The 19,815-nt window shown below is 69.6% G+C and carries 24 protein-coding genes; 9 read left to right on the top strand and 15 right to left on the bottom strand.

The window, feature by feature from the left end:
* Positions 1-47 precede the first annotated feature (47 nt).
* From ACFVM3_RS24020 to ACFVM3_RS24010, 3 genes are all read left to right on the top strand, one after another.
* Positions 48-1,184, top strand: a complete 1,137-nt coding sequence (locus ACFVM3_RS24020) for a glycosyltransferase family 4 protein (RefSeq protein WP_378441919.1) — start codon at positions 48-50, stop codon at positions 1,182-1,184.
* Between the two features lie 61 nt (positions 1,185-1,245).
* Positions 1,246-2,109 (top strand): glycosyltransferase family 2 protein, encoded by an 864-nt coding sequence (locus ACFVM3_RS24015; protein ID WP_378441893.1) that lies wholly within the window; start codon positions 1,246-1,248, stop codon positions 2,107-2,109.
* Positions 2,110-2,167: 58 nt separating this feature from the next.
* Positions 2,168-3,208, top strand: coding sequence for a serine hydrolase domain-containing protein (locus ACFVM3_RS24010; protein WP_378441891.1), 1,041 nt, complete (start codon positions 2,168-2,170; stop codon positions 3,206-3,208).
* A 79-nt stretch (positions 3,209-3,287) separates the two neighbouring features.
* Here the strand turns inward: ACFVM3_RS24010 and ACFVM3_RS24005 are convergent, their stop codons facing one another.
* Both ACFVM3_RS24005 and ACFVM3_RS24000 read right to left on the bottom strand, forming a co-directional pair.
* The gene (locus tag ACFVM3_RS24005; protein ID WP_378441889.1) at positions 3,288-3,725 is read right to left on the bottom strand and encodes a hypothetical protein; all 438 of its coding nucleotides are present in this window, start codon (positions 3,723-3,725) and stop codon (positions 3,288-3,290) included.
* Positions 3,726-3,925: 200 nt separating this feature from the next.
* Complete coding sequence (locus ACFVM3_RS24000) at positions 3,926-4,378, bottom strand: adenylyltransferase/cytidyltransferase family protein (RefSeq protein ID WP_219145914.1); 453 nt, start codon at positions 4,376-4,378, stop codon at positions 3,926-3,928.
* 73 nt (positions 4,379-4,451) lie between these two features.
* On the opposite strand from ACFVM3_RS24000, the gene ACFVM3_RS23995 reads away from it, so the two are divergent.
* Positions 4,452-5,348 carry a DNA-3-methyladenine glycosylase family protein gene (locus ACFVM3_RS23995; RefSeq protein WP_378441887.1) on the top strand — a complete coding sequence of 299 codons (897 nt, stop codon included), beginning with the start codon at positions 4,452-4,454 and terminating at the stop codon, positions 5,346-5,348.
* 205 nt (positions 5,349-5,553) lie between these two features.
* On the opposite strand, the gene ACFVM3_RS23990 is transcribed toward ACFVM3_RS23995, so the two are convergent.
* From ACFVM3_RS23990 to ACFVM3_RS23955, 8 genes are all read right to left on the bottom strand, one after another.
* Positions 5,554-5,742: a hypothetical protein gene (locus tag ACFVM3_RS23990; protein ID WP_378441886.1), complete on the bottom strand. Its 189-nt coding sequence runs from the start codon at positions 5,740-5,742 to the stop codon at positions 5,554-5,556.
* A 62-nt stretch (positions 5,743-5,804) separates the two neighbouring features.
* Positions 5,805-6,206 (bottom strand): GntR family transcriptional regulator, encoded by a 402-nt coding sequence (locus ACFVM3_RS23985; RefSeq protein WP_378441884.1) that lies wholly within the window; start codon positions 6,204-6,206, stop codon positions 5,805-5,807.
* A 35-nt stretch (positions 6,207-6,241) separates the two neighbouring features.
* Positions 6,242-7,036: a hypothetical protein gene (locus tag ACFVM3_RS23980; RefSeq protein ID WP_378441882.1), complete on the bottom strand. Its 795-nt coding sequence runs from the start codon at positions 7,034-7,036 to the stop codon at positions 6,242-6,244.
* Positions 7,037-7,162: 126 nt separating this feature from the next.
* Complete coding sequence (locus ACFVM3_RS23975; RefSeq protein WP_378441880.1) at positions 7,163-7,807, bottom strand: hypothetical protein; 645 nt, start codon at positions 7,805-7,807, stop codon at positions 7,163-7,165.
* 27 nt (positions 7,808-7,834) lie between these two features.
* Positions 7,835-8,380, bottom strand: a complete 546-nt coding sequence (locus ACFVM3_RS23970) for an NUDIX hydrolase (RefSeq protein WP_378441878.1) — start codon at positions 8,378-8,380, stop codon at positions 7,835-7,837.
* The gene (locus tag ACFVM3_RS23965) at positions 8,377-9,714 is read right to left on the bottom strand and encodes a coenzyme F420-0:L-glutamate ligase (protein WP_378441876.1); all 1,338 of its coding nucleotides are present in this window, start codon (positions 9,712-9,714) and stop codon (positions 8,377-8,379) included. Before ACFVM3_RS23965 ends, ACFVM3_RS23970 begins: the two co-directional genes overlap by 4 nt.
* Positions 9,707-10,702, bottom strand: coding sequence for a 2-phospho-L-lactate transferase (gene cofD, locus ACFVM3_RS23960; RefSeq protein WP_378441874.1), 996 nt, complete (start codon positions 10,700-10,702; stop codon positions 9,707-9,709). Before cofD ends, ACFVM3_RS23965 begins: the two co-directional genes overlap by 8 nt.
* Positions 10,699-11,433 carry a GNAT family N-acetyltransferase gene (locus tag ACFVM3_RS23955; protein ID WP_378441918.1) on the bottom strand — a complete coding sequence of 245 codons (735 nt, stop codon included), beginning with the start codon at positions 11,431-11,433 and terminating at the stop codon, positions 10,699-10,701. The genes cofD and ACFVM3_RS23955 overlap by 4 nt, the downstream gene beginning before the upstream one ends.
* Positions 11,434-11,486: 53 nt before the next feature.
* Here ACFVM3_RS23955 and ACFVM3_RS23950 point away from each other — a divergent pair, with 53 nt between their 5' ends.
* From ACFVM3_RS23950 to dapC, 3 genes are all read left to right on the top strand, one after another.
* Positions 11,487-11,687 carry a hypothetical protein gene (locus ACFVM3_RS23950; protein ID WP_126736392.1) on the top strand — a complete coding sequence of 67 codons (201 nt, stop codon included), beginning with the start codon at positions 11,487-11,489 and terminating at the stop codon, positions 11,685-11,687.
* Between the two features lie 110 nt (positions 11,688-11,797).
* Complete coding sequence (gene fdxA, locus ACFVM3_RS23945; protein ID WP_016331413.1) at positions 11,798-12,118, top strand: ferredoxin; 321 nt, start codon at positions 11,798-11,800, stop codon at positions 12,116-12,118.
* Positions 12,115-13,206, top strand: a complete 1,092-nt coding sequence (dapC, locus tag ACFVM3_RS23940; RefSeq protein ID WP_378441872.1) for a succinyldiaminopimelate transaminase — start codon at positions 12,115-12,117, stop codon at positions 13,204-13,206. The genes fdxA and dapC overlap by 4 nt, the downstream gene beginning before the upstream one ends.
* Here the strand turns inward: dapC and ACFVM3_RS23935 are convergent, their stop codons facing one another.
* Entirely contained in the window at positions 13,207-13,815 is a 609-nt protein-coding gene (locus ACFVM3_RS23935; protein ID WP_378441870.1) for a TetR/AcrR family transcriptional regulator, read from the bottom strand.
* Positions 13,816-13,894: 79 nt separating this feature from the next.
* Between ACFVM3_RS23935 and ACFVM3_RS23930 the strand changes: the two genes are divergently transcribed.
* Entirely contained in the window at positions 13,895-15,298 is a 1,404-nt protein-coding gene (locus ACFVM3_RS23930) for an FAD-dependent monooxygenase (protein ID WP_378441868.1), read from the top strand.
* On the opposite strand, the gene ACFVM3_RS23925 is transcribed toward ACFVM3_RS23930, so the two are convergent.
* From ACFVM3_RS23925 to ACFVM3_RS23915, 3 genes are all read right to left on the bottom strand, one after another.
* Positions 15,274-16,245 (bottom strand): CHAD domain-containing protein, encoded by a 972-nt coding sequence (locus tag ACFVM3_RS23925; protein ID WP_378441867.1) that lies wholly within the window; start codon positions 16,243-16,245, stop codon positions 15,274-15,276. The genes ACFVM3_RS23930 and ACFVM3_RS23925 overlap by 25 nt on opposite strands.
* 117 nt (positions 16,246-16,362) lie before the next feature.
* Entirely contained in the window at positions 16,363-17,349 is a 987-nt protein-coding gene (gene dapD / locus ACFVM3_RS23920; protein ID WP_378441865.1) for a 2,3,4,5-tetrahydropyridine-2,6-dicarboxylate N-succinyltransferase, read from the bottom strand.
* A 28-nt stretch (positions 17,350-17,377) separates the two neighbouring features.
* Positions 17,378-17,767, bottom strand: a complete 390-nt coding sequence (locus ACFVM3_RS23915) for a hypothetical protein (RefSeq protein ID WP_378441863.1) — start codon at positions 17,765-17,767, stop codon at positions 17,378-17,380.
* Between the two features lie 48 nt (positions 17,768-17,815).
* Here ACFVM3_RS23915 and dapE point away from each other — a divergent pair, with 48 nt between their 5' ends.
* Positions 17,816-18,889 (top strand): succinyl-diaminopimelate desuccinylase, encoded by a 1,074-nt coding sequence (dapE, locus tag ACFVM3_RS23910; protein ID WP_378441862.1) that lies wholly within the window; start codon positions 17,816-17,818, stop codon positions 18,887-18,889.
* Here dapE and ACFVM3_RS23905 read toward each other — a convergent pair.
* A complete protein-coding gene (locus ACFVM3_RS23905; protein WP_378441860.1) occupies positions 18,882-19,769 on the bottom strand; it encodes an aminoglycoside phosphotransferase family protein in 888 nt (295 codons plus the stop codon). The two genes, dapE and ACFVM3_RS23905, sit on opposite strands and share 8 nt — an antisense overlap.
* Positions 19,770-19,815 lie beyond the last annotated feature (46 nt).

Below are 19,815 nucleotides of genomic sequence, written 5' to 3'. Positions count from 1 at the left end.
GAGCCGGTGAGCCGCCGTACCCTCCTAGGGTGACCGATGACCCTCGCGTGCTGATCGACGCGACCGCCGTCCCAGCGGACCGGGGTGGCGTCGGACGTTACGTGGATTCGCTGGTCGCGGCACTGGACGAGGACGGCGCGCGGATCACCGTCGTCTGCCAGCCCCGGGACGCGGTGTTGTACGACCGGCTGGCGCCCGGCGCGCGGATCGTGCCCACCTCGCCATCGACGTCGACCAGGACGGCCAGGTTGACCTGGGAGCAGGCGACCCTGCCCCGGCTGGTCCGGCGGCTCGCCGCCGACGTCGTCCACTCACCGCACTACACGATGCCGCTGGCCAGCCCGGCCGCTTCGGTGGTGACGCTGCACGACGCGACCTTTTTCACCGACGCGGTGCTGCACTCTTCGGTGAAGGCGCGCTTCTTCCGCGCCTGGACCGCGACGGCACTTCGCCGCGCGACGCTGTGCGTCGTGCCGAGCATCGCGACGGCGGCCGAACTGGAGCGCGTCGGCCAGGTGCGGACGGCGGAACTGGAGATCATCCATCACGGCGTCGAACCGGACCGGTTCCATCCGCCGTCGCCCGCCGAGATCGAGGCCGCGCGGCAGGCCGTCGGACTCGGGAAGACCCCGTACGTCGCCTTCCTCGGCGCGCTGGAACCGCGCAAGAACGTGCCCGCGCTGATCCGCGGCTTCGCGCACGCCGTGATCGGCAGGCCGAACCCGCCGGCGCTGGTGCTGGCCGGGCAGCCGGGCTGGGATTCGCAGGTCGAACGCGCCCTCGACGCCGTACCGCACCGGCTACGCGTGATCCGGGCCGGATACCTGCCGTTCGACACCCTCGCCGGCTTCCTCGGCGGCTCCGAACTGGTGGCCTACCCGAGCCTCGGCGAGGGTTTCGGGCTGCCGGTGCTGGAGGCGATGGCGTGCGGCGCGGCCGTGCTCACGACCCGGCGGCTTTCGCTGCCGGAGGTCGGCGGGGACGCGGTCGCGTACTGCGGGGTCGGCGCCGGAGACGTCGCGGCGGCCATCTCGGAGCTGCTCGACGCCCCGGCGAGGCGGGCCGAGCTGGCCGAAGCCGCGCTTCGGCGGGCGAAGGAGTTCTCGTGGGCGATGACCGCGGAGCGGCATCGGGAGGCTTACGCGAAGGCTTGGCACCGGCACGCGCAGAGGCGGGCGGGCTGACCATCGCTCACGAGGTGGGTGGGGGCGTGGTCGCGTTCGGTGACGGGTGGACAATGACCGCGTGACTGAGCACCCCAGCTACGGCGACGGGCTCGCCGTCGTGACCGTGACGTACTTCCCCGGCGAAACCCTGGAGAAGTTCCTCGACACGCTCGAGAAGGCGACGGACCGGGACCTCCAGGTCGTCGTCGCCGACAACGACTCCACGGACGACGCGCTCGACAAGGCCGCCCGCCGGGACAACGTCAAGCTGCTCAGGATCGGCGAGAACGTCGGTTACGGCACGGCCGCCAACCGCGGTGTCGCGGAACTCGACGACAGCTACGGCTGGGTCGCCGTGGTGAACCCCGACGTCGAATGGGAACCCGGTTCGCTCGACGCGTTGCTCGAGGTGGCCGAGCGCTGGCCGCGCGGTGGCGCGTTCGGTCCGCTCATCCACGACCTCGACGGCACCGTCTACCCGTCGGCCCGGCTGCTGCCGTCGTTCGGCCGGGGGATCGGGCACGCGGCGTTCGGCAAGATCTGGCCGGGCAACCCGTGGACCCGGCAGTACCGGCAGGAGACCGGCACCCCGGTCGAGCGCACGGCGGGCTGGCTTTCCGGATCCTGCCAGCTGTTCCGCCGCGAGGCCTTCGACTCGGTCGACGGGTTCGACACGCGCTACTTCATGTACTTCGAGGACGTCGACCTCGGCGACCGGCTGACCCGCGCGGGCTGGCTGAACGTGTACGCGCCTTCCGCCAGCGTCATGCACATCGGCGGGCACTCGACTTCGCAGGCTTCGGAGAAGATGCTGCGCGTACACCACGAAAGTGCGTACCGCTACCTCGCGGACCGTCACCGCGGTCTCCTGTGGAAGCCGGTCATGCTCGCGGTGAAGGCCGGTCTCGCGCTGCGGCTCAAGCTCGAAACGCGCCGGAAGTAGCGGTTCCGGCCACCGGAATTCGCGCGACCCGGCTCCCCGCCGTCGTTACCGTCGGTGCATGGACTTCGCCGCACTGGACACCTGGCTGACCCAACGCGCCGGGGAGGACCGATTCTCCGGGGTCGTGCTGATCCGGCGCGGAGACGAGACACTGTTCGAACACGGGTACGGCCTGGCCAGCCGCCGCTGGTCGGTGCCGAACGCGCCGGACGTCCGGTACGACACCGCGTCGATCACGAAGGTCGTCACCGCGATCGCCGCACTGCGGCTGGCCGACGAGGGGCGGCTGGACCTCGATCGCCCGATCGGCGAGATCATCGACCTCGACGGCACGGAGATCGCGCCTGGGGCGACGACGCGGCAGCTGCTCACTCACACGTCCGGGATCGCCGACGACGCCGACGAGGAAGCGGGCGAGAGCTACGAGGCGCTGTGGGTCGACAAGCCGGTGTACTCGGTCGTCGACACGCGGGACCATCTGCCCAATTTCGCTTACCGGCCACCGAATTTCGCGCCGGGTGAGGGCTGCCGATACTGCAATTCGGGCTACGTCCTCGCCGGACTGGTGATCGAAGAGATCACCGGAAGTCCGTATCGCGACCACGTCCGGGAGACCGTGCTCGACCGCGCTGGGATGACCGATTCGGGTTTCTTCGACCGACGCGATCCGGCGCCCAGGGTCGCCGAAGGCTGGGACCCGATCCTCGACGGCGAGCAGATCACCGGCTGGAAGCAGAACATCTTCAGCTACCCGCCGATCGGGACGCCCGACGGAGGCGCGTACTGCACCGTCGGCGACCTCGTCCGGCTTCTGCGGGCGATCCGCGAGGAACGCCTCCTGAGCCCTGTGCGTACGAAGGAGTTCCTCACGCCACAGGTGCTTCACAGCAGCGGCGTCTGGTACGGCTTCGGCCTCGAATTCGTCCTGGGGCCGGACGGCTCGGTGCGGCACTACTACAAGGACGGCGGGAACGTCGGCGTCTGCTCGCTGATGCGGCACTATCCGGCCGAAGGGCTGGACGTCGCGATGCTGTCCAACGCCACGTACGGCGGGGGAGCGGCGATCAAGGAGATCGACCGGGTGATCCGGGCCTCTTGAGCGCGTGCCCGTAACGCTATGAAAGGTCCTTTCCTTGCAAAATTTGCAAGGAAAGGACCTTTCATAGCGTGTGAAGGGGCTAGATGCCGTCCAGACGGCGCGAGAGGTTCGACCGGCCCGAGGGGTTCTGCTTCACCGTCGGCACCAGGCCGCCGACCTCGTTCTCGACCGTCTCCTGCTCCGGCTGCTCGATCAGCGGACTCTGCACCGGCGCGGCTGGCGGCCGCCGGGTGAGCGGGGTCGTGGCCTGCGGCAGGGGCCTGGTCTGCTGGGGAGCGCCGGGACGGCGGGGATACGGCTGCGGCTGAGTCGAGCCTTCGCCCCGCGCCGGCGGCAGGTCCAGCCGCGTCGTCGGCTCGGGTCCCGCGAGCGGGTGGTCGTTCTCGGCGATCAACGAAGCCGGCAGCTGAGTGGTCGTATCCGGGTCCGAGGAACGGTCGATCTCGGCGACCACCGATCGGGGGATTTGCTGGGTGTTCGCGGAGTCCATCGGGGACGTCGCGTTGTCCGGTGTCACGACGAAGGCTCCACGCGCGCTTGCGCGTGCGAGCAAGGCGTCCGCCCGAGCACGGGGGTCCATTCCCCTAGGCCTCCCGACTGACCTGGGGCCCTCTGGGATCAGGGCCGACTGTGTGGTGTCTAGGGTAGGCCCTAGATGCGGCTGCCGTCAGCAGACCCGCAAACGTCTTCCGACAAAAGTTGGCGGGCCGCCAGGACTCAGGCTTCCATGTCCGAAAGGATCCGTGTGCTGGAGTCGGCCTTGTCCGTGCCGCCGATGCCGTAGACCATCGAGATGTTGTTGCGGGCCCCCGCCTCGACCTCGTCGGCCGGGAGCTCGTCGACGTTGCGCCTGTCGCCACCGTTGCAGAACTCGAGCTCCGTGTCGGGGTACGCCGCGCGGATCTGGTCGAACGATTCGTTGATGCCCGGCCCCTGCTCGACGGCGATGTACACGTCGTCGACGATGCGCAGCGCGCGGACGATCCGGGCCCGGACGTCCTCGGTCTGGATCACCCTGCCCTTCTTGAGGACCTGCTGGTGATCGTTGTTGACGATGACGATGAGGTAGCCGGACCGCGCCTGCGCGGACTCGAACAGGTCGAGATGGCCCTGGTGGAGCGGGTTGAAGTACCCGCTGACGATCGAGGCCTTCGCCGGTCGCTCGGTCATCGTCCAGTCCTCCATAGGCTTACGGTTTCAGGTGGCCCGCTCACCCTAGCCGAGTGCCGGGTAGTTTCACCGTGTGCTGTTCCGTCCCGGGTTCTCGCTTGATCTGGACGCGGTCCTGGGGCCGCTGAGCCGGGGATCGCGTTCGCCCAACGTCGTCCGCACCGAGGGCGGCGTCACCTGGCTGGCCGCCAACACCGCGGACGGCGCGGGCACGCTCGCGCTGCTGCGGCGCGCGGACGGCGAGATCGAGGCGGAGGCGTGGGGGCCCGGCGCGGACAGGCTGCTCGAAGGCGTTCCGGCGATGCTGGGCGCGCACGACGACGACTCCGAGTTCGTCGCGCACCACGACGTCATCGCGACGGCGCGCCGCCGCAACCCGGGGCTGCGCCTCGGCTCGACCGGCCGGGTGTGGGACGCGCTGGTGCTCGCCGTGCTGGAACAGAAGGTGACCAGTACCGAGGCGCTGCGGTCGTGGGGTGAGCTGTGCCGCTGGTTCGGTGAGCAGGCGCCGGGGCCGGGCCCGGCACGGCTGCGCGTGCCGCCGACGCCCGTCGCCATCCGATCCATTGTGGACTGGAAATGGCATCGCGCCGGGGTGGACCTGAAGCGGCGGACGACGCTGATCGCGGCGGCTCGCGTCGCGTCGCGGCTGGAGAAGGCCGTCGAGCTGAAGGGTGTCGAAGGCCGGGCCTGGCTGCGGAAGGTGCCGGGCATCGGAGTGTGGACCGCGGCGGAAATCGCGCAGCGCGCCTGGGGAGACCCGGACGCGGTGAGCTTCGGTGACTACAACATCCCGTCGATGGTCGGACACGCACTGGTCGGCACGAAACTCGACGACGCCGGAATGTCCGAGGTGCTGGCGCCGTATTCACCGCAGCGGCAGCGCGCGGTGCGCTACCTGGCGACGGCCGGATTCCGCCGCCCGAGGTTCGGGCCGAAGATCGAACTCCGCGACTACCGCGCGATGTGACCGCGCTGCCACCGCATTCGGTCCTCTGAAGACGGGCGTGGAGTGGGTCGTGGGTGGCGATGAGGTTATTGAGGGGTAAGTCAAACGTGCCGTGGGCGGGGTCGGCGGCGGGGTGAAGGCTCCCTTCGCCGCGGCTGATGCGGTGATGGGAGCCTTCGACCACCCCGAGGGACTGCCACCGCATTTAGTCCTCTGAATGCGGGAGTCAGTTGCCCCAGCCCTGCGGCGGGTAAGGCTGCTGCTGGCTCGGGTACTGCGGCGGCTGCTGCGGGTACTGGTGGTAGGGAAGCGCGGGCGGCTGCGGCTTGCTGTTCGACTTCACCAGGAAGTAGATCCCGACGCCGATCCCGGCCAGGATCAGGACGCCGACAACCAGCACCAAGAGGAAGACCATGCCGAGAGACTATCCGGCGATCCGGTCAGCAGCCCGGCGGCGGTGTCGGCGGCAGGCCAGGGTCAATGCGCGGGACGTTCCTGCAGCCGTGTGCGGTAGGCCGTGACGTTCGAGGCCAGTGCGGCGTTCACGATGGCGATCGCTTCGCCCTGGCTCAGCCCGAGCTTGCGGGTGATCGCGGCGTACTCGGCGGCCGCCTTCTGCGCCAGTTTCCGGTTCTGGTCGCCGGAGTCACCGACGAAGGTGCCTGCCCGGCCGCGGGTTTCGATCAGGCCGGCTTCTTCAAGCTCACGGTAGGCCTTGGCGACGGTGTTGGGAGCGATACCGAGATCTTCGGCGAGTTTGCGGACCGTCGGAAGTTTCGTTCCGACGGGCAGGGTCCGGTCCGTGATCTGTGCGGCGAAGGCCGCTCGGACCTGTTCGTACGGGGGGACCGGTGAGTTGGTGTCGACGCTGACGATCACTTCGTGCTCCAGGGTCTCTTTGTCGGCAGGCTTGATTAGAGCACCGTGCTCGGCGGTGCCGAGCGGGGCCGGTCCGGCTGGCGGATCCGGGCGGCCAGTACGGCGACGAGGGTGATCGTCGCGGCTCCCAGCAGAAACCCCCAGAACAACCCGGCGAATTCCGGTACCGCGGTGGTCATGGGGAGCGCGAGGTAGACGCCGGCGGGCAGCAGGGCCAGCTGCGCGTCCTTCCGGCGGAGCGCGTCGTCCGTGCGCAGGGAACGTTCGTCGTCGGCCAGTGCGGGCTGCTCGATCACCTGACGGACGAGGACGAGTGACAGTCCGCCGAGGACGACGATGCCCGCCGCGTAGGTGAACCCGGCCAGCCGGGCCTCAGCGGCTTCGGCGAGCGTGCCGATGCCCAGTCCGATGGCGATCCCGCCGACCGTGCTGAGCAGCCACAGCACGACCGGGCCGAGACCTGCGACCTCGAGGACGCCCAGCTTCTTCCCGTGCGCGATCCGGCGCGGCAGCGACCGTGCCAGCCGCTGTTCCGCCTTGCGCACTCGAAGGAAGGTCCACGAGATGAGCCCGGCCAGCACGACGAAGCTCACCAGAACCGCGATCAACGCTCCCGATTCGGAGAGCTTCGGCCAGCCGGCCTTCCGGCGCGACAGTACTTCCGGCGCGGCGCCCGCGCTCCGGACGACGAACTCCTGGCTCAGCAGGAACCAGGTCCCCCAGGTCGCCAGGAACAGGACCAGGGCCACCGCGACCGTCTGTCCTTTGATCCGGCCGCGCAGCTTCATCCTGGTCAACTGAAGCCGCTGGGATTCGCTGAGTTCCACCACCGTGTCGCCCCCTTTGTGTCAGCGATCGTATCGCAATGATGACACAATCGCTGACACAAATGCAAGTGGCTGGTGTCCTATGGGTCCTGAGTGACAAAGACCGCGAACTGCCTTGCAGGGCGGCGCCTAGTGACCGGGCGGGACGACCTGCGTCCGGTCGCCGCCACCGCCGGGGACGACCTGGGTGGCGTCACCGCCGCCACCGGACACCACCTGCGTCCGGTCGCCGCCCGCGGGCGAGACGACCTGAGTGCGGTCCGCGGCCGGTGAGACCACCTGAGTCCGGTCGGCGCCGGCGGCCGCCTGCTGCCGAGGGGACACGACCTGGGTCCGGTCCGCGCTGCCGTCGATCGGCGGCCCAGCCTGCGGAGGAGGCGGCGGGAAGCCGGGCGCGGGCATCGACTGGGAGTTGCCGAACGGATTGGGCGGCGGGAAGCCGGCCGGAGGTGGCGGGAAACCGGGCGCCTGGCCGTAACCGGGCTGAGGTGGCGGGAAACCAGGCTGTTGCTGCCAGTTGCCTTGCGGGACGGGGCCACCGGCTGGCGGAGGAGGCGGGAAGCCGGGCGCCGGGCCGCCACCGCCGAAGTTCGGGTTCTGCGGGAAGGTCATCGGCGGCTTCTTCGCCTGGTTGACCTTCACGATGATCACCACGATCACGATGATGACGACGATGATCGCCAGGGCCAGCAGAAACCAGCCGAAGCCGTCACCGTCACCGCTGCTGTGGACCCGGACCCGGTCGAGATATGGCGTCAGCGCCGTCAGCATCATTCCCCCTTCAGGACGTCAGCGGACACCCTAACGGCCGGGAGCGACGGGCACGGCGGCTTCCATCAGTTCGGCGAGATCTTCCGAGCCTTCCGGCAGGGAATCCACCGGCCACCAACGAAGATCGTCCGATTCGTCGCTTTGGACCGGTTGCGCTCCTCGCGGCGCGCGCACCACGAAACGCACGTCGAAATGCCGGGTCGGCACGCCGAGCGAGCACGTGATCGGGTGGACGTCGAGATGCACCGGGGCCGGGTCGATCACGAGGTCCTGGATACCGGATTCTTCTCGTGCCTCACGAAGAGCGGCGTCCGCGAGCGTCGCGTCGCCTGGTTCGCAGTGCCCGCCGAGCTGCAGCCAGCGTCCGACTCGCGGATGCAGGGTGAGCAGCACGTTTTCCGCGTCGGCGTCGAGAAGGACGGCCGAAGCGGTGATATGCCCGGCCGCGCATTCGCGGCGGCAGACGTCGTCGCGGGCGGCGAGGAAGCCGAGATAGGCCTGGCGCAAGGATTCCTGAGCCGCGTCCCCCGGTCGCCAACCGGACAAAGTGGACACAACGTCGTCGTGCAGGGTCACAGTTCGAGAAGTCCTTCACCGGGTTCGACGGGACCGCGCGCGGGCGGGAGCGCGGCGGGATGCCCGATCGCGACGGCGCCGAGCGGTTCCCAGCGCTCGTCGAGGCCGAGCACGTCGCGCACGATGGCCGCCGCGAAGATGGTCGACCCGATCCAGCACGAGCCGAGGTCTTCGGCGGCGAGCGCGACCAGCAGGCCCTGCACGGCAGCGCCACCGGCGACGGTGAACATCGTGTGCTCACAAGCGTTCCGCCGGTCGTCGCGATAGGTGTGCGCGCCCTCGGCGACGAGGAACGGCACCACGACTTCGGGCGCCTTGTAAAGGATGTCGCCGCGGCTGAGGCGTTTCGCGACCTGTTCGGCGGTGAAGTCGTCGGCTTCGAGATCGGCCTGCCATGAGGCCTTCATCGCGTCGAGAAGCTTGCGGCGCAAGCCTTCTTCGCGCAGCCATACGAACCGGACCGGCTTCGTGTGATGCGGCGCGGGCGCGGTGAGCGCCGTCCCGACCGCGCGGCGCAGCACCTCGGGATCGACCGGTTCGTCGGTGAACGACCGGATCGAACGCCGCGCGAGCACGGCCTCTCGGCGGCCCTGCGCGAGGGATTCGTTGGTACCGAGGCGGAACAGGTCCTCCTCGACCGGCCGCAGCAGGTTGCGCGCGGTCGAACCGTCGTCGGTCAGCCGAAGCCCGCGCACGACGGCGACCGGGGTCCCGCCGAGTTTGCCCTTGACCAGATCCGCCGCGGCGGCGAGTTCGTCGGCGATCGCCACCTCGGTGACCGCGAGTTCGTTGCCCTGGCTGTCGACCTCGCCCGCGTACGAGTGCAGTACCCGCAGGCCGGACGCGCCGATCGCGGCGTCGGTCTGCCCGACCCGCCACGCGCGGCCCATCGTGTCGGTGACCACGACGGCGACCTCGACGCCGAGCCGTTCGCGCAGCCCGTTCCGCAGCGCGAGCGCGGAAGCGTCCGGATCGGACGGCAGCAACGCGACCTCGCCGGAGGCCACGTTCGACGCGTCCACCCCGGACGCGGCCTGGACGATGCCGAGCTTGTTCTCGGTGATCACCGTCCGGTTGATCCGCGCGATCACGCGGACGGACTCCTCCTCGACGAGTTTGCGCCGGGCCGCGTCGCGCTCCTCCGGATCGCCGGGGACCCGGATGAGCATGCCCTCGACCTTGGAGACGATCTTGCTGGTGACGACCAGGACGTCACCCGAGCGCAGCCACGGGGCCGCCTCGACGATCGCCCCGGTCAGGTCGTCGCCGGGGCGGAACTCCGGCAGGCCTTCGACCGGCAGGATCTCGATCTTCGCGGAAGCGTGGTCAGTCAACGGAAACTCCCGCCAGCTCGAAAGCGGCGCGCACCATGGCCGCCGTAGCGTCCACATCGGACATCAGCAGGGGTACGTCGCGGACGGCGACTCCCGGCACGTCGACGGTCTCGCCCTCGGAGACCAGCCAGCCGTCGAGCACGCCGCCGGATTCCTTGCGGGATCCGTAATGCCGTCCGACTGCCTCGGCCGAGGTCTCCACGCCGATCGCGCTCAGGCACGCGTCGGCCATCCCGCGCAACGGCTTCCCGCCGATGATCGGCGAGACACCGACGACCTTGGCGCGCGTCTTCCGCAGCGCGTCGCGGATTCCCGGGACGCCGAGCGTCGTACCCACCGAGACCACCGGATTGGACGGCGCGAACAGCACGATGTCGGCGGCCGCGATCGCGTCGAGCACGCCCGGCGCCGGTTTGGCCTCGTCGGCGCCGACGGCGATGATCGAATGCGCCTTCGGCTCGGCGCGGTAGCGCACCCACCACTCCTGGAAGTGGATCGCCTTGCGCTGATCCGGATCCTCGGGGTCGTCGATCACGACATGCGTTTCGACGCGGTCGTCCGACATCGGCAGCAGCCGTACACCCGGCTGCCAGCGATCGCACAGCGCCTCGGTGACCTGGGACAGCGGATAGCCCGCGCGCAGCATCCGCGACCGGATCAGATGCGTCGCGATGTCCTTGTCGCCGAGGCCGAACCAGGTCGGCTCGGCGCCATAGGCGGCGAGTTCCTCCTTGACCGTCCAGGTCTCCCCGGAGTGGCCCCAGCCGCGCTCTTCGTCGATCCCCCCGCCGAGGGTGTACATGCAGGTGTCCAGGTCCGGGCAGATGCGCAGACCGTGCATCCACACGTCGTCCCCGGTGTTCACCAGCGCGGTCACCTCATGCGGTGATTCCGGCGCGGAACCGGTCGCGGGAAGACCCAGTGCTTGTTTGACCCCCAGCAGGAAGCGGGCCCCGCCCACTCCGCCGACCAAAATGACGACCTTCACGACGGGCGATCCTCGCACGCCCCCGGAGCCGGGGCCCAGTAGCGGTACCTGTGGTGCTCCGTACAGCCCAGGCTTTCGTACAGCTTCAGGGCGCCGGAGTTCGCCTCCGCGACCTGCAGCACCATGCCGGTCGCGCCCTGAGCGGTGCCCCAGGCGCCCACGGCGTTCATGAGGCCGCGGGCCAGGCCCCGCCGCCGGAACTCCGGCCGTACCTCCAACCGGGCGATGTGCAGCCACTCGCCGACGACCGCTCCGCGCACCGCGCCTGCCGTGACGCCGTCGATTTCGACCACCCCGAAGCCGACCTTGCCGGTGCCGAGGACATGCCGTGGCGCTTCCGCCGGATGCGCGCCGCCCGCCGCCATTTCCCACCATCCGGACGTCGGTTCGTCCAAAATCGCCGCTCCGGTCGAGGTCCCGCGCGAGAGCGGCCCGGTCAGCACGCGAACCTCGTGCGCTGGGCGGTGTTCCACATAGTGGACCCAGCCGCAGGCGTCGATGGCGTCCTCGAGAGACGTGTTCTGGATCACCTGAACGACGGGCGGGATGCCATGATCGTGGGCGAAGTCACAGACCGCCCGCAAGGCGTCTGGCAGCGGTTTTCCCGGGTCACCGATCGCCAGGGCACTGTTGGCCCGGGCGGTGAACCCGTCCGCCCAGCGGAGCCTCCAGTCACCGATCCGGCTCTCCAGCAGGGGAGTCCAAGCCCGGCTACAGGTGAGCTCGAGCATTTCCGCACTGTTCACGGTTAGATTGTGCCAAGGAAGGCAGTGGAGGGACCCCGATGAGCATCGCGCGCAAGGACGACAGGCACAACGAAGACCTCGTCCGCGAGATCTCGGACGGCTTCAACCGGGCGTTGGGCGCGGAAAAGGCCGTCGAGAAGGACGAGAAGGACGCAGTAGCGGCGAAGCCCGCGGCGCCGAAGTTCGTCATCACCGGGGACAGCAGGGCCACTCCGCCGCCTCGCCGGAAAGACCGCTGAACGCCCATACCCGGGGTACGGATAAGGGTGGCCTAAGCGGGCCGGTGGCGCCCGTGGGCGCGTAATGTCCGTTGCAGACTGGTGAAGCAGAGATAAAGCAGGAGTGCGCAGTGACCTACGTGATCGCCGAGCCCTGCGTCGACGTGCTCGACAAGGCGTGTATCGACGAGTGCCCCGTGGATTGCATCTACGAGGGTGACCGCATGCTGTACATCCACCCGGACGAATGCGTCGACTGCGGTGCCTGCGAGCCGGTCTGCCCCGTCGAGGCGATCTACTACGAGGACGACGTCCCCGACGAGTGGAACGACTACACCAAGGCCAACGTCGACTTCTTCGACGAGCTCGGCTCGCCCGGTGGCGCCTCCAAGGTCGGCAAGACCAGCCACGACCCCGCCTTCATCAAGGCTCTTCCCCCGCAGGGCGAATGAGCCGGGTCGCTCTTCCGGATTTCCCCTGGGACTCCCTCGCCGAGGCGAAGGCCAAGGCCCAGGCGCATCCCGGCGGCCTCGTCGACCTGTCGATCGGCACGCCGGTGGACCCGGTCCCCGAGAGCATCCGCGCGGCGCTCGCGTCCGTGTCGGAGATCCCGGGGTACCCGACCACGCACGGGATTCCCGAACTCAGGGCCGCCGCGATCGACGCGCTGTCGCGGCGGCACGGTATCGAGGGTGTTCCCGAGGCGGCCGTGCTGCCGACGATCGGATCGAAGGAACTGGTCGCTTCGCTGCCGCGGCAGCTTGGGTTCGGTCCCGGCGACCTCATCGTGATCCCCGAGGTGGCGTACCCGACCTACGAGGTCGGCGTGCTGCTGGCAGGGGCTTCCCTGTTGCGCGCGGACAGCACCTTCGCGCTCGGCCCGCAGCGGCCTTCGATGCTGTGGATCAACTCGCCGTCCAATCCGACCGGGCGTGTGCTCGGCGTCGACCACCTGCGCAAGGTCGTCGAATGGGCGCGCGAACGCGATGTCGTCGTGGTCTCCGACGAGTGTTATCTGGCGCTGGGCTGGGAAAGCGAGCCCGTGTCGATTCTGCACCCGTCCGTGCACGGCGGCTCCCTCGACGGCTTGCTGGCCGTCCACTCGCTGTCGAAGTCAGCGAACCTCGCCAGCTACCGCGCCGGATTCGTCACCGGTGACCCGAAGCTCGTCGCCGGGCTGCTGGAGATCCGCAAACACTCCGGGCTGATCGTGCCTCGGCCGGTGCAGGAGGCCATGGTCGCCGCGCTGAAGGACGACGAAGCGCTTGCCGCGCAAAGGGAACGCTACGCGCGCCGTCGGCTGGTGCTGCGGAAGGCGTTGCTGGACAGCGGTTTCGAGATCTCGCATTCCGAGGCGGGGTTGTATCTCTGGTCCACGCGCGGGGAATCCGCGCTCGACACGGTCGACTGGCTGGCCGATCGCGGCATCCTCGCCGCGCCGGGTACGTTCTACGGGCCGGCCGGTGGGCGGCACGTCCGGATCGCCTTGACCGCGACGGACGAACGGATCGACGCGGCCGTGGAGCGGCTCGCTTCCTGACTAGGGCACGTCGCGACCGGTGAAACCCCGGTAGATGAACCGCGTCAGCGCCTCGATGGCTTCCTCCTCGGAGACCGACGACGGGTCCAGCAGCCACGTGTGCGCGAATCCGTTGACCAGTTCGGCCATCATCGCGAGCGTGACCCGCTCCGACGCCGGGAGTTCCATACCCGCCGCGGTGATGTACCCGAGGTGGTCGAGGAGGTCCGCCGCCTGATCGGCGCCGAAGCGCGCATAGGTGCGCGCGAACTCGTCACTGACCATCGCGGCCTGTCGCAGCGCGAGCATTGTCGCGGCGTTGTCGCGGTGGAAGTTCCAGTACTCGCAGACGTGCCAGTGCACGGCTTGCGGGTCGGTGAAGTCGGGCATGTGCTCCGGTGAGGTCGCGTTGACGTCGCTCTCCGCCGCGAGGTCCTCGAGGAGCGCTTCGAGCAGCTCTTCCTTGCTCGCGAAGTGGTTGTAGAACGAGCCCGCCGCGCGTCCGGCCTCGGCCGTGATGTCGGTGATCTTGGTGTTCAGGTATCCCTTCGCCGCGAAAACGCGCTTCGCCGCCTCCTTGAGCGCGGCCTCGGTTTCCGCCGCCTTCTCCTTGCGGCTCGTCGCCGTCATCGCCACCTCCTTGACAGGGAAGGCTAGCAACGGTCAAACTGAAATCAGATTCACTGAATCAAAATTCACTGGAGGAGAGATGGTCGAGGTACTGATCGCGGGAGCCGGTCCGACCGGGCTCACGCTTGCCATCGATCTCGCGCGTCGCGGCGTCGGCGTGCGGATCGTGGAGAAGGCCAAGGCGTTCTTCGAAGGCTCGCGCGGCGACGGGCTGCAACCGCGCACGCTGGAGGTCTTCGAGGATCTCGGCGTGCTGGACGCGGTCCTGGCGATCGGTCAGCCGCCCGTGGCGATGAAGATCCACCTGGGTGGCGAGGTCGTCGGCGAACGGATGATGGCCGAACTCGCCGAGCCGACCCCGGACGTGCCGTATCCGAACGGGTTCTTCCTCGGCCAGTCGCGGACCGAAGGGATCCTGCGCGACCGGCTCGCCGAATTCGGCGTCCAGGTCGAACTCGGCACCCCGTTGCTCGGCTTCGAGCAGGACGCCGGCGGCGTGACGGCCGAGCTGCCGGGTGAGCGGGTGCGGGTCGACTATCTCGTCGGCGCCGACGGCGGGAAGAGTTTCGTGCGCAAGGCGCTGGGGATCGCGTTCGAGGGCACCACCGACGAATCGATGCGCATGCTGCTCGGCGATGTGCAGGCCGAGGGGCTCGATCGCGCGTACGGACATTGGTTCGCGAAGCCCGAAGACCCGATGTCGGGAATCGTGCTCACGCCGCTGCCCGGGGTTCCGCACTTCCAGTTCGGCGCGCCGCTGGGCGAAGAGGAGGTCGAGGCGTCGCTCGGCACCTTGCAGTCCCGGCTCGACGAGTTGTCCGGCGGCGGGGTCCGGCTGCACGATCTCGCCTGGGCGACGGTGTGGCGGCCCAACATCCGGCTCGCCGAGCGATTCCGGGAAGGCCGGGTGTTCCTGGCAGGCGACGCCGCACACGTCCACCCGCCGACCGGTGGGCAGGGGCTCAACACCGGCGTCCAGGACGCGTACAACCTGGGCTGGAAGCTCGCCGACGGTTCACCGGAGCTGCTCGACAGCTACGAGGCGGAGCGACGCGGGGTCGCCGCGAGGGTGTTGAAGATCAGCACCGAGATCCTCGAGAAGTACAAGGAAGGCGCAGAAGACGCGCACGAGCGCGGCGAGAACACGCGTCAGCTCGACATCGGATATCGCGGCGGCCCGCTCGCGCCCGCGGCGACCGGCCGGATCCGGCCCGGCGACCGCGCGCCGGACGCGCCGCTGAAGGACGCGAACGGCAAGTCCGTCCGGCTGTTCGAGGTACTGCGTGGCCCGCAGGCGACGGTGCTGGTGTTCGGCGACGGTCCGGCGCCCGAAGGCGCGCGGCGGATCCTGCCCGCGGGCAGCGCGCTGTCCGACGCGGACTTCGAGGACGTCGGCGGGCATGCCTTCGCCGCGTATGAAGCCGGGAATGGGCGGCAGGTGCAGATCCGCCCGGACGGCTACATCCGCGCGCTCACCGCCTGAGCGGCCTGGTCGACTTCGGCCCAGACGTCGCGCCACACGGCGCGGACCTGGGCGCGGCGCAGCAGTTCCTTCTCCGCGATGCGGCCGGCGATGAAAGCGACCTCGGAGTCGACGGACGCCGCGACGCCGCGCATCCGATCAGCCGCGACACAGGCGTCCTGGTGGTCCCCGAGGACTGTCTGAAAGTTCTTCGTGGCCTTGATCAGCCGCTGGATCCGCTCCGCCTGCTTCTTCTTCGCGGCGGGCTTGGCCATCTCGGCGGCGTAGCGGAGTTTCTTGCCGTAGATACGAAGCGCGTGAAGGTCGTCGTCCGGGGGATCGGCGGGAAGAGCCTTCACGGCCTTCGCGAGCTTTCGATGCGGCTTCGCGAGACCGGCGACGAGATCGGCCGAGGTCGGGGCGGCTTCGGACGTGGGTTCTTCGGCGGCGGGCTGCCGGGCGAGGCGGCCGATGTCCTGGAGCATCGAGGCGTACCGGGGGCTGGCGAGCGCGCGGGTGAGCCGCCGCTTCGCGACGCCGCGCTCGGTGACGAACTTCGACACCAGGCGGCGCGCGGCAGGCTGGTCGCGCACCTCGAACTCGGCGACGACCTCGCGGAGATGCCCGATCAGGACGTCGTAGTCGCGAACGTCGCCGAGGGACTGGCCGAGCCAGCCGAGCTCGGCGCGCACCGGCTCGGCGTCCGGGCCGACGAGGCGGCCCGAGAGTTTGAGGACGCTTCGCATGCGGCGCAGCGCGACCCGCATCTGGTGCAGATCTTCGGGGTCGGCGCCGGATTTGGTGCCGGGTTCGTGCGCGAGGAGCGCGCGGATCTCGACGTCGAGTTTCACCCGGACGTGGGTGGCCGCCGGATCGCCAGGCCCGGCTGTCGCGGGACGATCGCCGAGCCCGAGTGCGGCCGGAGTGGTCGAAGGGACGTTCTTGCGCGGCAGGGTCTCGGCTGTCACAAGATGAATTCTAGGTGAACCGGCAAGGCGGTCCAGGCCGTGAGAGAAGCAAGGGACCTTTGCTCCCGCTCTCCGGGGGAGAGTGGTAGCAAAGGTCCCTTGCTCTCTTTTCGCAGGTCAGTTGGCGTGCAGGGCCGCGTTCAGCTCGATGCCGACGCCCGTGCGCGCGACGACCTCGACGGCGCCGGTCCCGGAGTTCCGCCGGAACACCGCGCCCGAGATACCGGACAGCTCCAGCGCCTTCACGACCTTGCCCTCGAAGGTCACCTTCGTGCCGGCCGTGACGTACAGGCCCGCTTCGACGACCGAGTCGTCACCGAGCGAGATGCCGACGCCGCCGTTCGCGCCGATCAGGCAGCGCTCGCCGATCGAGATGGTCTCCTTGCCGCCACCGGACAGCGTGCCCATGATCGACGCGCCGCCGCCGACGTCGGAGCCGTCGCCGACCACGACGCCTGCCGAGATCCGGCCTTCGACCATGGAGGCGCCGAGCGTGCCGGCGTTGAAGTTGATGAAGCCCTCGTGCATGACCGTGGTGCCGTTGGCCAGGTGCGCGCCGAGGCGGGCGCGGTCGGCGTCGGCGATGCGGACGCCGGTCGGCACGACGTAGTCCACCATCCGCGGGAACTTGTCCACGCCGTAGACGGTGACGTTGCCGCGCGCCCGCAGCCGCAGGCGGGTCGCCTCGAAGCCCTCGACGGGGCACGGCCCGTGGTTGGTCCACACGACGTTCGCCAGCAGGCCGAAGATGCCGTCGAGGCTCGCGCCGTGCGGCCGGACCAGACGGTGCGACAGCAGGTGAAGCCGCAGGTAGACGTCGTGCGTGTCGCCGGGGGCGTCGGACAGCCTGGCGATGGTCGTGCGGACCGCGACGACCTCGACACCGCGATCGGTGTCCGGGCCGAGCTGGGCGGCCGCGGCCTCGCCGAGGGCTTCGGAGGCCTCTTCGGCGGTCAGCCGTACCGTGCCGGCCTCGCTGTCGGTGCCGTCGGTCAGCTTCGGCAGCGGGAACCAGGTGTCCAGCACCGTGCCGTCGGTCGTGACGGTGGCCAGTCCGACGCCGGTGGCGCCGGTCGTTTCGGGGTCAGGGGTCTGCTCGCTCACGACCTGAACGGTAACCCAGTGACCCTCCTCAGCCGCCGACGAGGCTCTTCACACTGGTCAGCGCCGTCGCCATGTCGGTGAGCGCCTGGCCGCACGGTCCGCCGGGAGCCGCCTGGTCCTGGCAGTTCGCGGCGCGGTAGGCGGCGATCGGGCGATCGAGGACGTCGGCGTGCGACGACAGGTCCGGGCGCCGCTTGCGGACGGTGCCCGCGGCGCTCGAGAGTTCGGTGACGTACTTCTGGCAGCTCTTGGGCGATTCGGTCCCCGGCGCCACATAGCACTGATCGGTGGTCAGCGCCTTGAGCTTGATCGGCAGCACGTCCGGGCCGGTGCCCTGGGTCGGCCGGACCTTCACCGGGACTTCGCTCGATCCGCACCCGCTGAGGACCAGGAGGAGGGCGACCAAGATCGTTCGCATGCGCACTCCTTCACGGTAGCCCCGGGCCCCCGGCGGTACGGTGCGGGCATGCCTTCGCTCGACTTGCACGCCGATCCCGTCGACCTCACCGCCGCGCTGGTGGACATCTTCAGCGTCTCGGAGCAGGAGAAGGTGATCGCGGACACCGTGCAGGCCGCGCTCCAGGCGCAGGCGCCGCATCTCGAGGTGATCCGCAACGGCGACGCGGTCCTCGCCCGCACGAACCTCGGCCGCCCTTCGCGGGTGCTGCTGGCCGGGCATCTCGACACGGTTCCGGTCAACGAGAACTTGCCCGTGCGCCGTGAGGGGGCCGGTGACGACGAGATCCTGCACGGTCTCGGCACCGTCGACATGAAGAGTGGCGACGCCGTCTTCCTGCATCTCGCCGCCGCGCTCCCGGAGCCGAGGCACGACATCACCTTCGTGTTCTACGACTGCGAAGAGATCGACGCGGCGAAGAACGGTCTCGGCCGCATCGAGCGTGAGCTGCCCGAGTGGCTGCGAGCGGACCTCGCGATCCTCGGCGAGCCGTCGAACGGCGGGATCGAGGGCGGTTGTCAGGGCACGATGCGGATCGAGCTCCGCGTCGACGGCGTCCGGGCGCACACGGCGCGCGGCTGGATGGGCGTCAACGCGATCCACGGTCTCGCCGAACCGCTGCGCAGGCTGGCCGAATACACGCCGCGCGTGGTCGACATCGACGGTCTGACCTACCGCGAAGGCTTGCAGGCCACGAAGATCGGCGGCGGTGTCGCGGGCAACGTCGTCCCGGACGAGGCCGTGCTCACGATCAACCACCGGTTCGCGCCCGACAGGAGCCCCGAACACGCCGAGGCACACCTTCGCGAGGTCTTCGAGGGTTACGAGGTCAAGGTTGTCGACTTGTCGCCCGGCGCGTTGCCCGGTTTGAGCGCTCCCGCGGCGGCCGAGCTGGTCGCCGCGGCCGGGGGCAAGGCGGTCGCGAAGCTGGGCTGGACCGACGTCGCGCGCTTCGCGGCTCTCGGGATCCCGGCGGTGAACTTCGGTCCTGGCGACCCCACGCTGGCGCACACCCGGCAGGAGAACGTGCGCGCGGGCGAGATCCGGCAGGTCGCCGCGGTGCTGCGCGAGTTCCTCAGCTAGCCAGGGCGAGCCATTCGCCGAGCGCCTGCTCCGGGCCGCCATAGGTCAGGTGCGAGATGGCGAACATGGGGGCGACCACCCGGCTCCAGGCGTACAACCTGTCCCCGTCGAGCCCGCAGGCGTTCGCCACCGTATGGCAACGGGCCTCGACGCCCTCGTGCCCGGCGCCGCTCACCACGTAGTCGACGGCGTCGAAGCACGGATCACCCACGCAGGCCTTCGGATCGATCGCGATCAGACCGCGCGGGCCGCCGTCCAAGGCGTTGCCGAGATGCAGATCGCCGTGGAGCAGCACGACGCCGGCCTGGGTGTCCAGCAACTTCTCGCAGCGCTCGATCGCCAGCTGCCAGGTGTCCGGGCCGATCCTGGCGGCGATGGCCGGTTCGGTGATCCGCTTGCCGATCCGGTCGAACGACTCCTCGAACCGGCCGCGCAGGCTCCACGGCCAGTCCGCGGGCGGGGCGACGGAATGCAGCGCGGTGAGCAGTTCTCCCCACTGTCCCGGCAGGGCCGACGACGGCAGGTCCTCGGCCGGGGTGCCCGGCCGGATCTCTTCCAGCACCATCGCACCGGCGTCCGGGTCGGCGGCGAGGACGGCGGGCACCCGGCCCGAGGGCGCGAACACCCGCAGCATTTCGAGCTGTTTGGTCAGCAGCGCGCCGTCCGGGCTGAGTTTGAGCACCGCCGGTGTCCTGTCGGACCAACGGCAGCGCAGGACGACGGACGAAGCCCCGCTCTCGAACAGCTCGCCGAGCTCGAAGTCCCATCGAGCGGCCAGCCGCGCGGCGAGAGCGGGGACCCCGGCGAGCCATCCGTCGGCACTGGCGCCGAATCGGCTCACCAAACGAGCGCTGATGTCTTCCAAGTCCACTTCGGTCACTGGGAAACGTCCTCCTCGGCTCCGAGAAGGAGCAGTCCATGCCGCA

This window comes from Amycolatopsis sp. NPDC057786, assembly GCF_042797905.1.
Lineage (GTDB): Bacteria > Actinomycetota > Actinomycetes > Mycobacteriales > Pseudonocardiaceae > Amycolatopsis.
The sequence above is the reverse complement of the archived record's forward strand: the minus strand, read 5'-3'. Positions and strand labels throughout refer to the sequence as shown.

Excerpts from the sequence above, each read along its gene's own strand:
- ACFVM3_RS24010 (WP_378441891.1), top strand. The coding sequence starts at position 2,168 with ATGGACTTCGCCGCACTGGACACCTGGCTGACCCAACGCGCCGGGGAG.
- ACFVM3_RS24000 (WP_219145914.1), bottom strand. The coding sequence starts at position 4,378 with ATGACCGAGCGACCGGCGAAGGCCTCGATCGTCAGCGGGTACTTCAAC.
- ACFVM3_RS23990 (WP_378441886.1), bottom strand. The coding sequence starts at position 5,742 with ATGGTCTTCCTCTTGGTGCTGGTTGTCGGCGTCCTGATCCTGGCCGGG.
- ACFVM3_RS23975 (WP_378441880.1), bottom strand. The coding sequence starts at position 7,807 with ATGATGCTGACGGCGCTGACGCCATATCTCGACCGGGTCCGGGTCCAC.
- ACFVM3_RS23955 (WP_378441918.1), bottom strand. The coding sequence starts at position 11,433 with ATGCTCGAGCTCACCTGTAGCCGGGCTTGGACTCCCCTGCTGGAGAGC.
- ACFVM3_RS23950 (WP_126736392.1), top strand. The coding sequence starts at position 11,487 with ATGAGCATCGCGCGCAAGGACGACAGGCACAACGAAGACCTCGTCCGC.
- dapC (WP_378441872.1), top strand. The coding sequence starts at position 12,115 with ATGAGCCGGGTCGCTCTTCCGGATTTCCCCTGGGACTCCCTCGCCGAG.
- ACFVM3_RS23935 (WP_378441870.1), bottom strand. The coding sequence starts at position 13,815 with ATGACGGCGACGAGCCGCAAGGAGAAGGCGGCGGAAACCGAGGCCGCG.
- ACFVM3_RS23930 (WP_378441868.1), top strand. The coding sequence starts at position 13,895 with ATGGTCGAGGTACTGATCGCGGGAGCCGGTCCGACCGGGCTCACGCTT.
- ACFVM3_RS23915 (WP_378441863.1), bottom strand. The coding sequence starts at position 17,767 with ATGCGAACGATCTTGGTCGCCCTCCTCCTGGTCCTCAGCGGGTGCGGA.
- dapE (WP_378441862.1), top strand. The coding sequence starts at position 17,816 with ATGCCTTCGCTCGACTTGCACGCCGATCCCGTCGACCTCACCGCCGCG.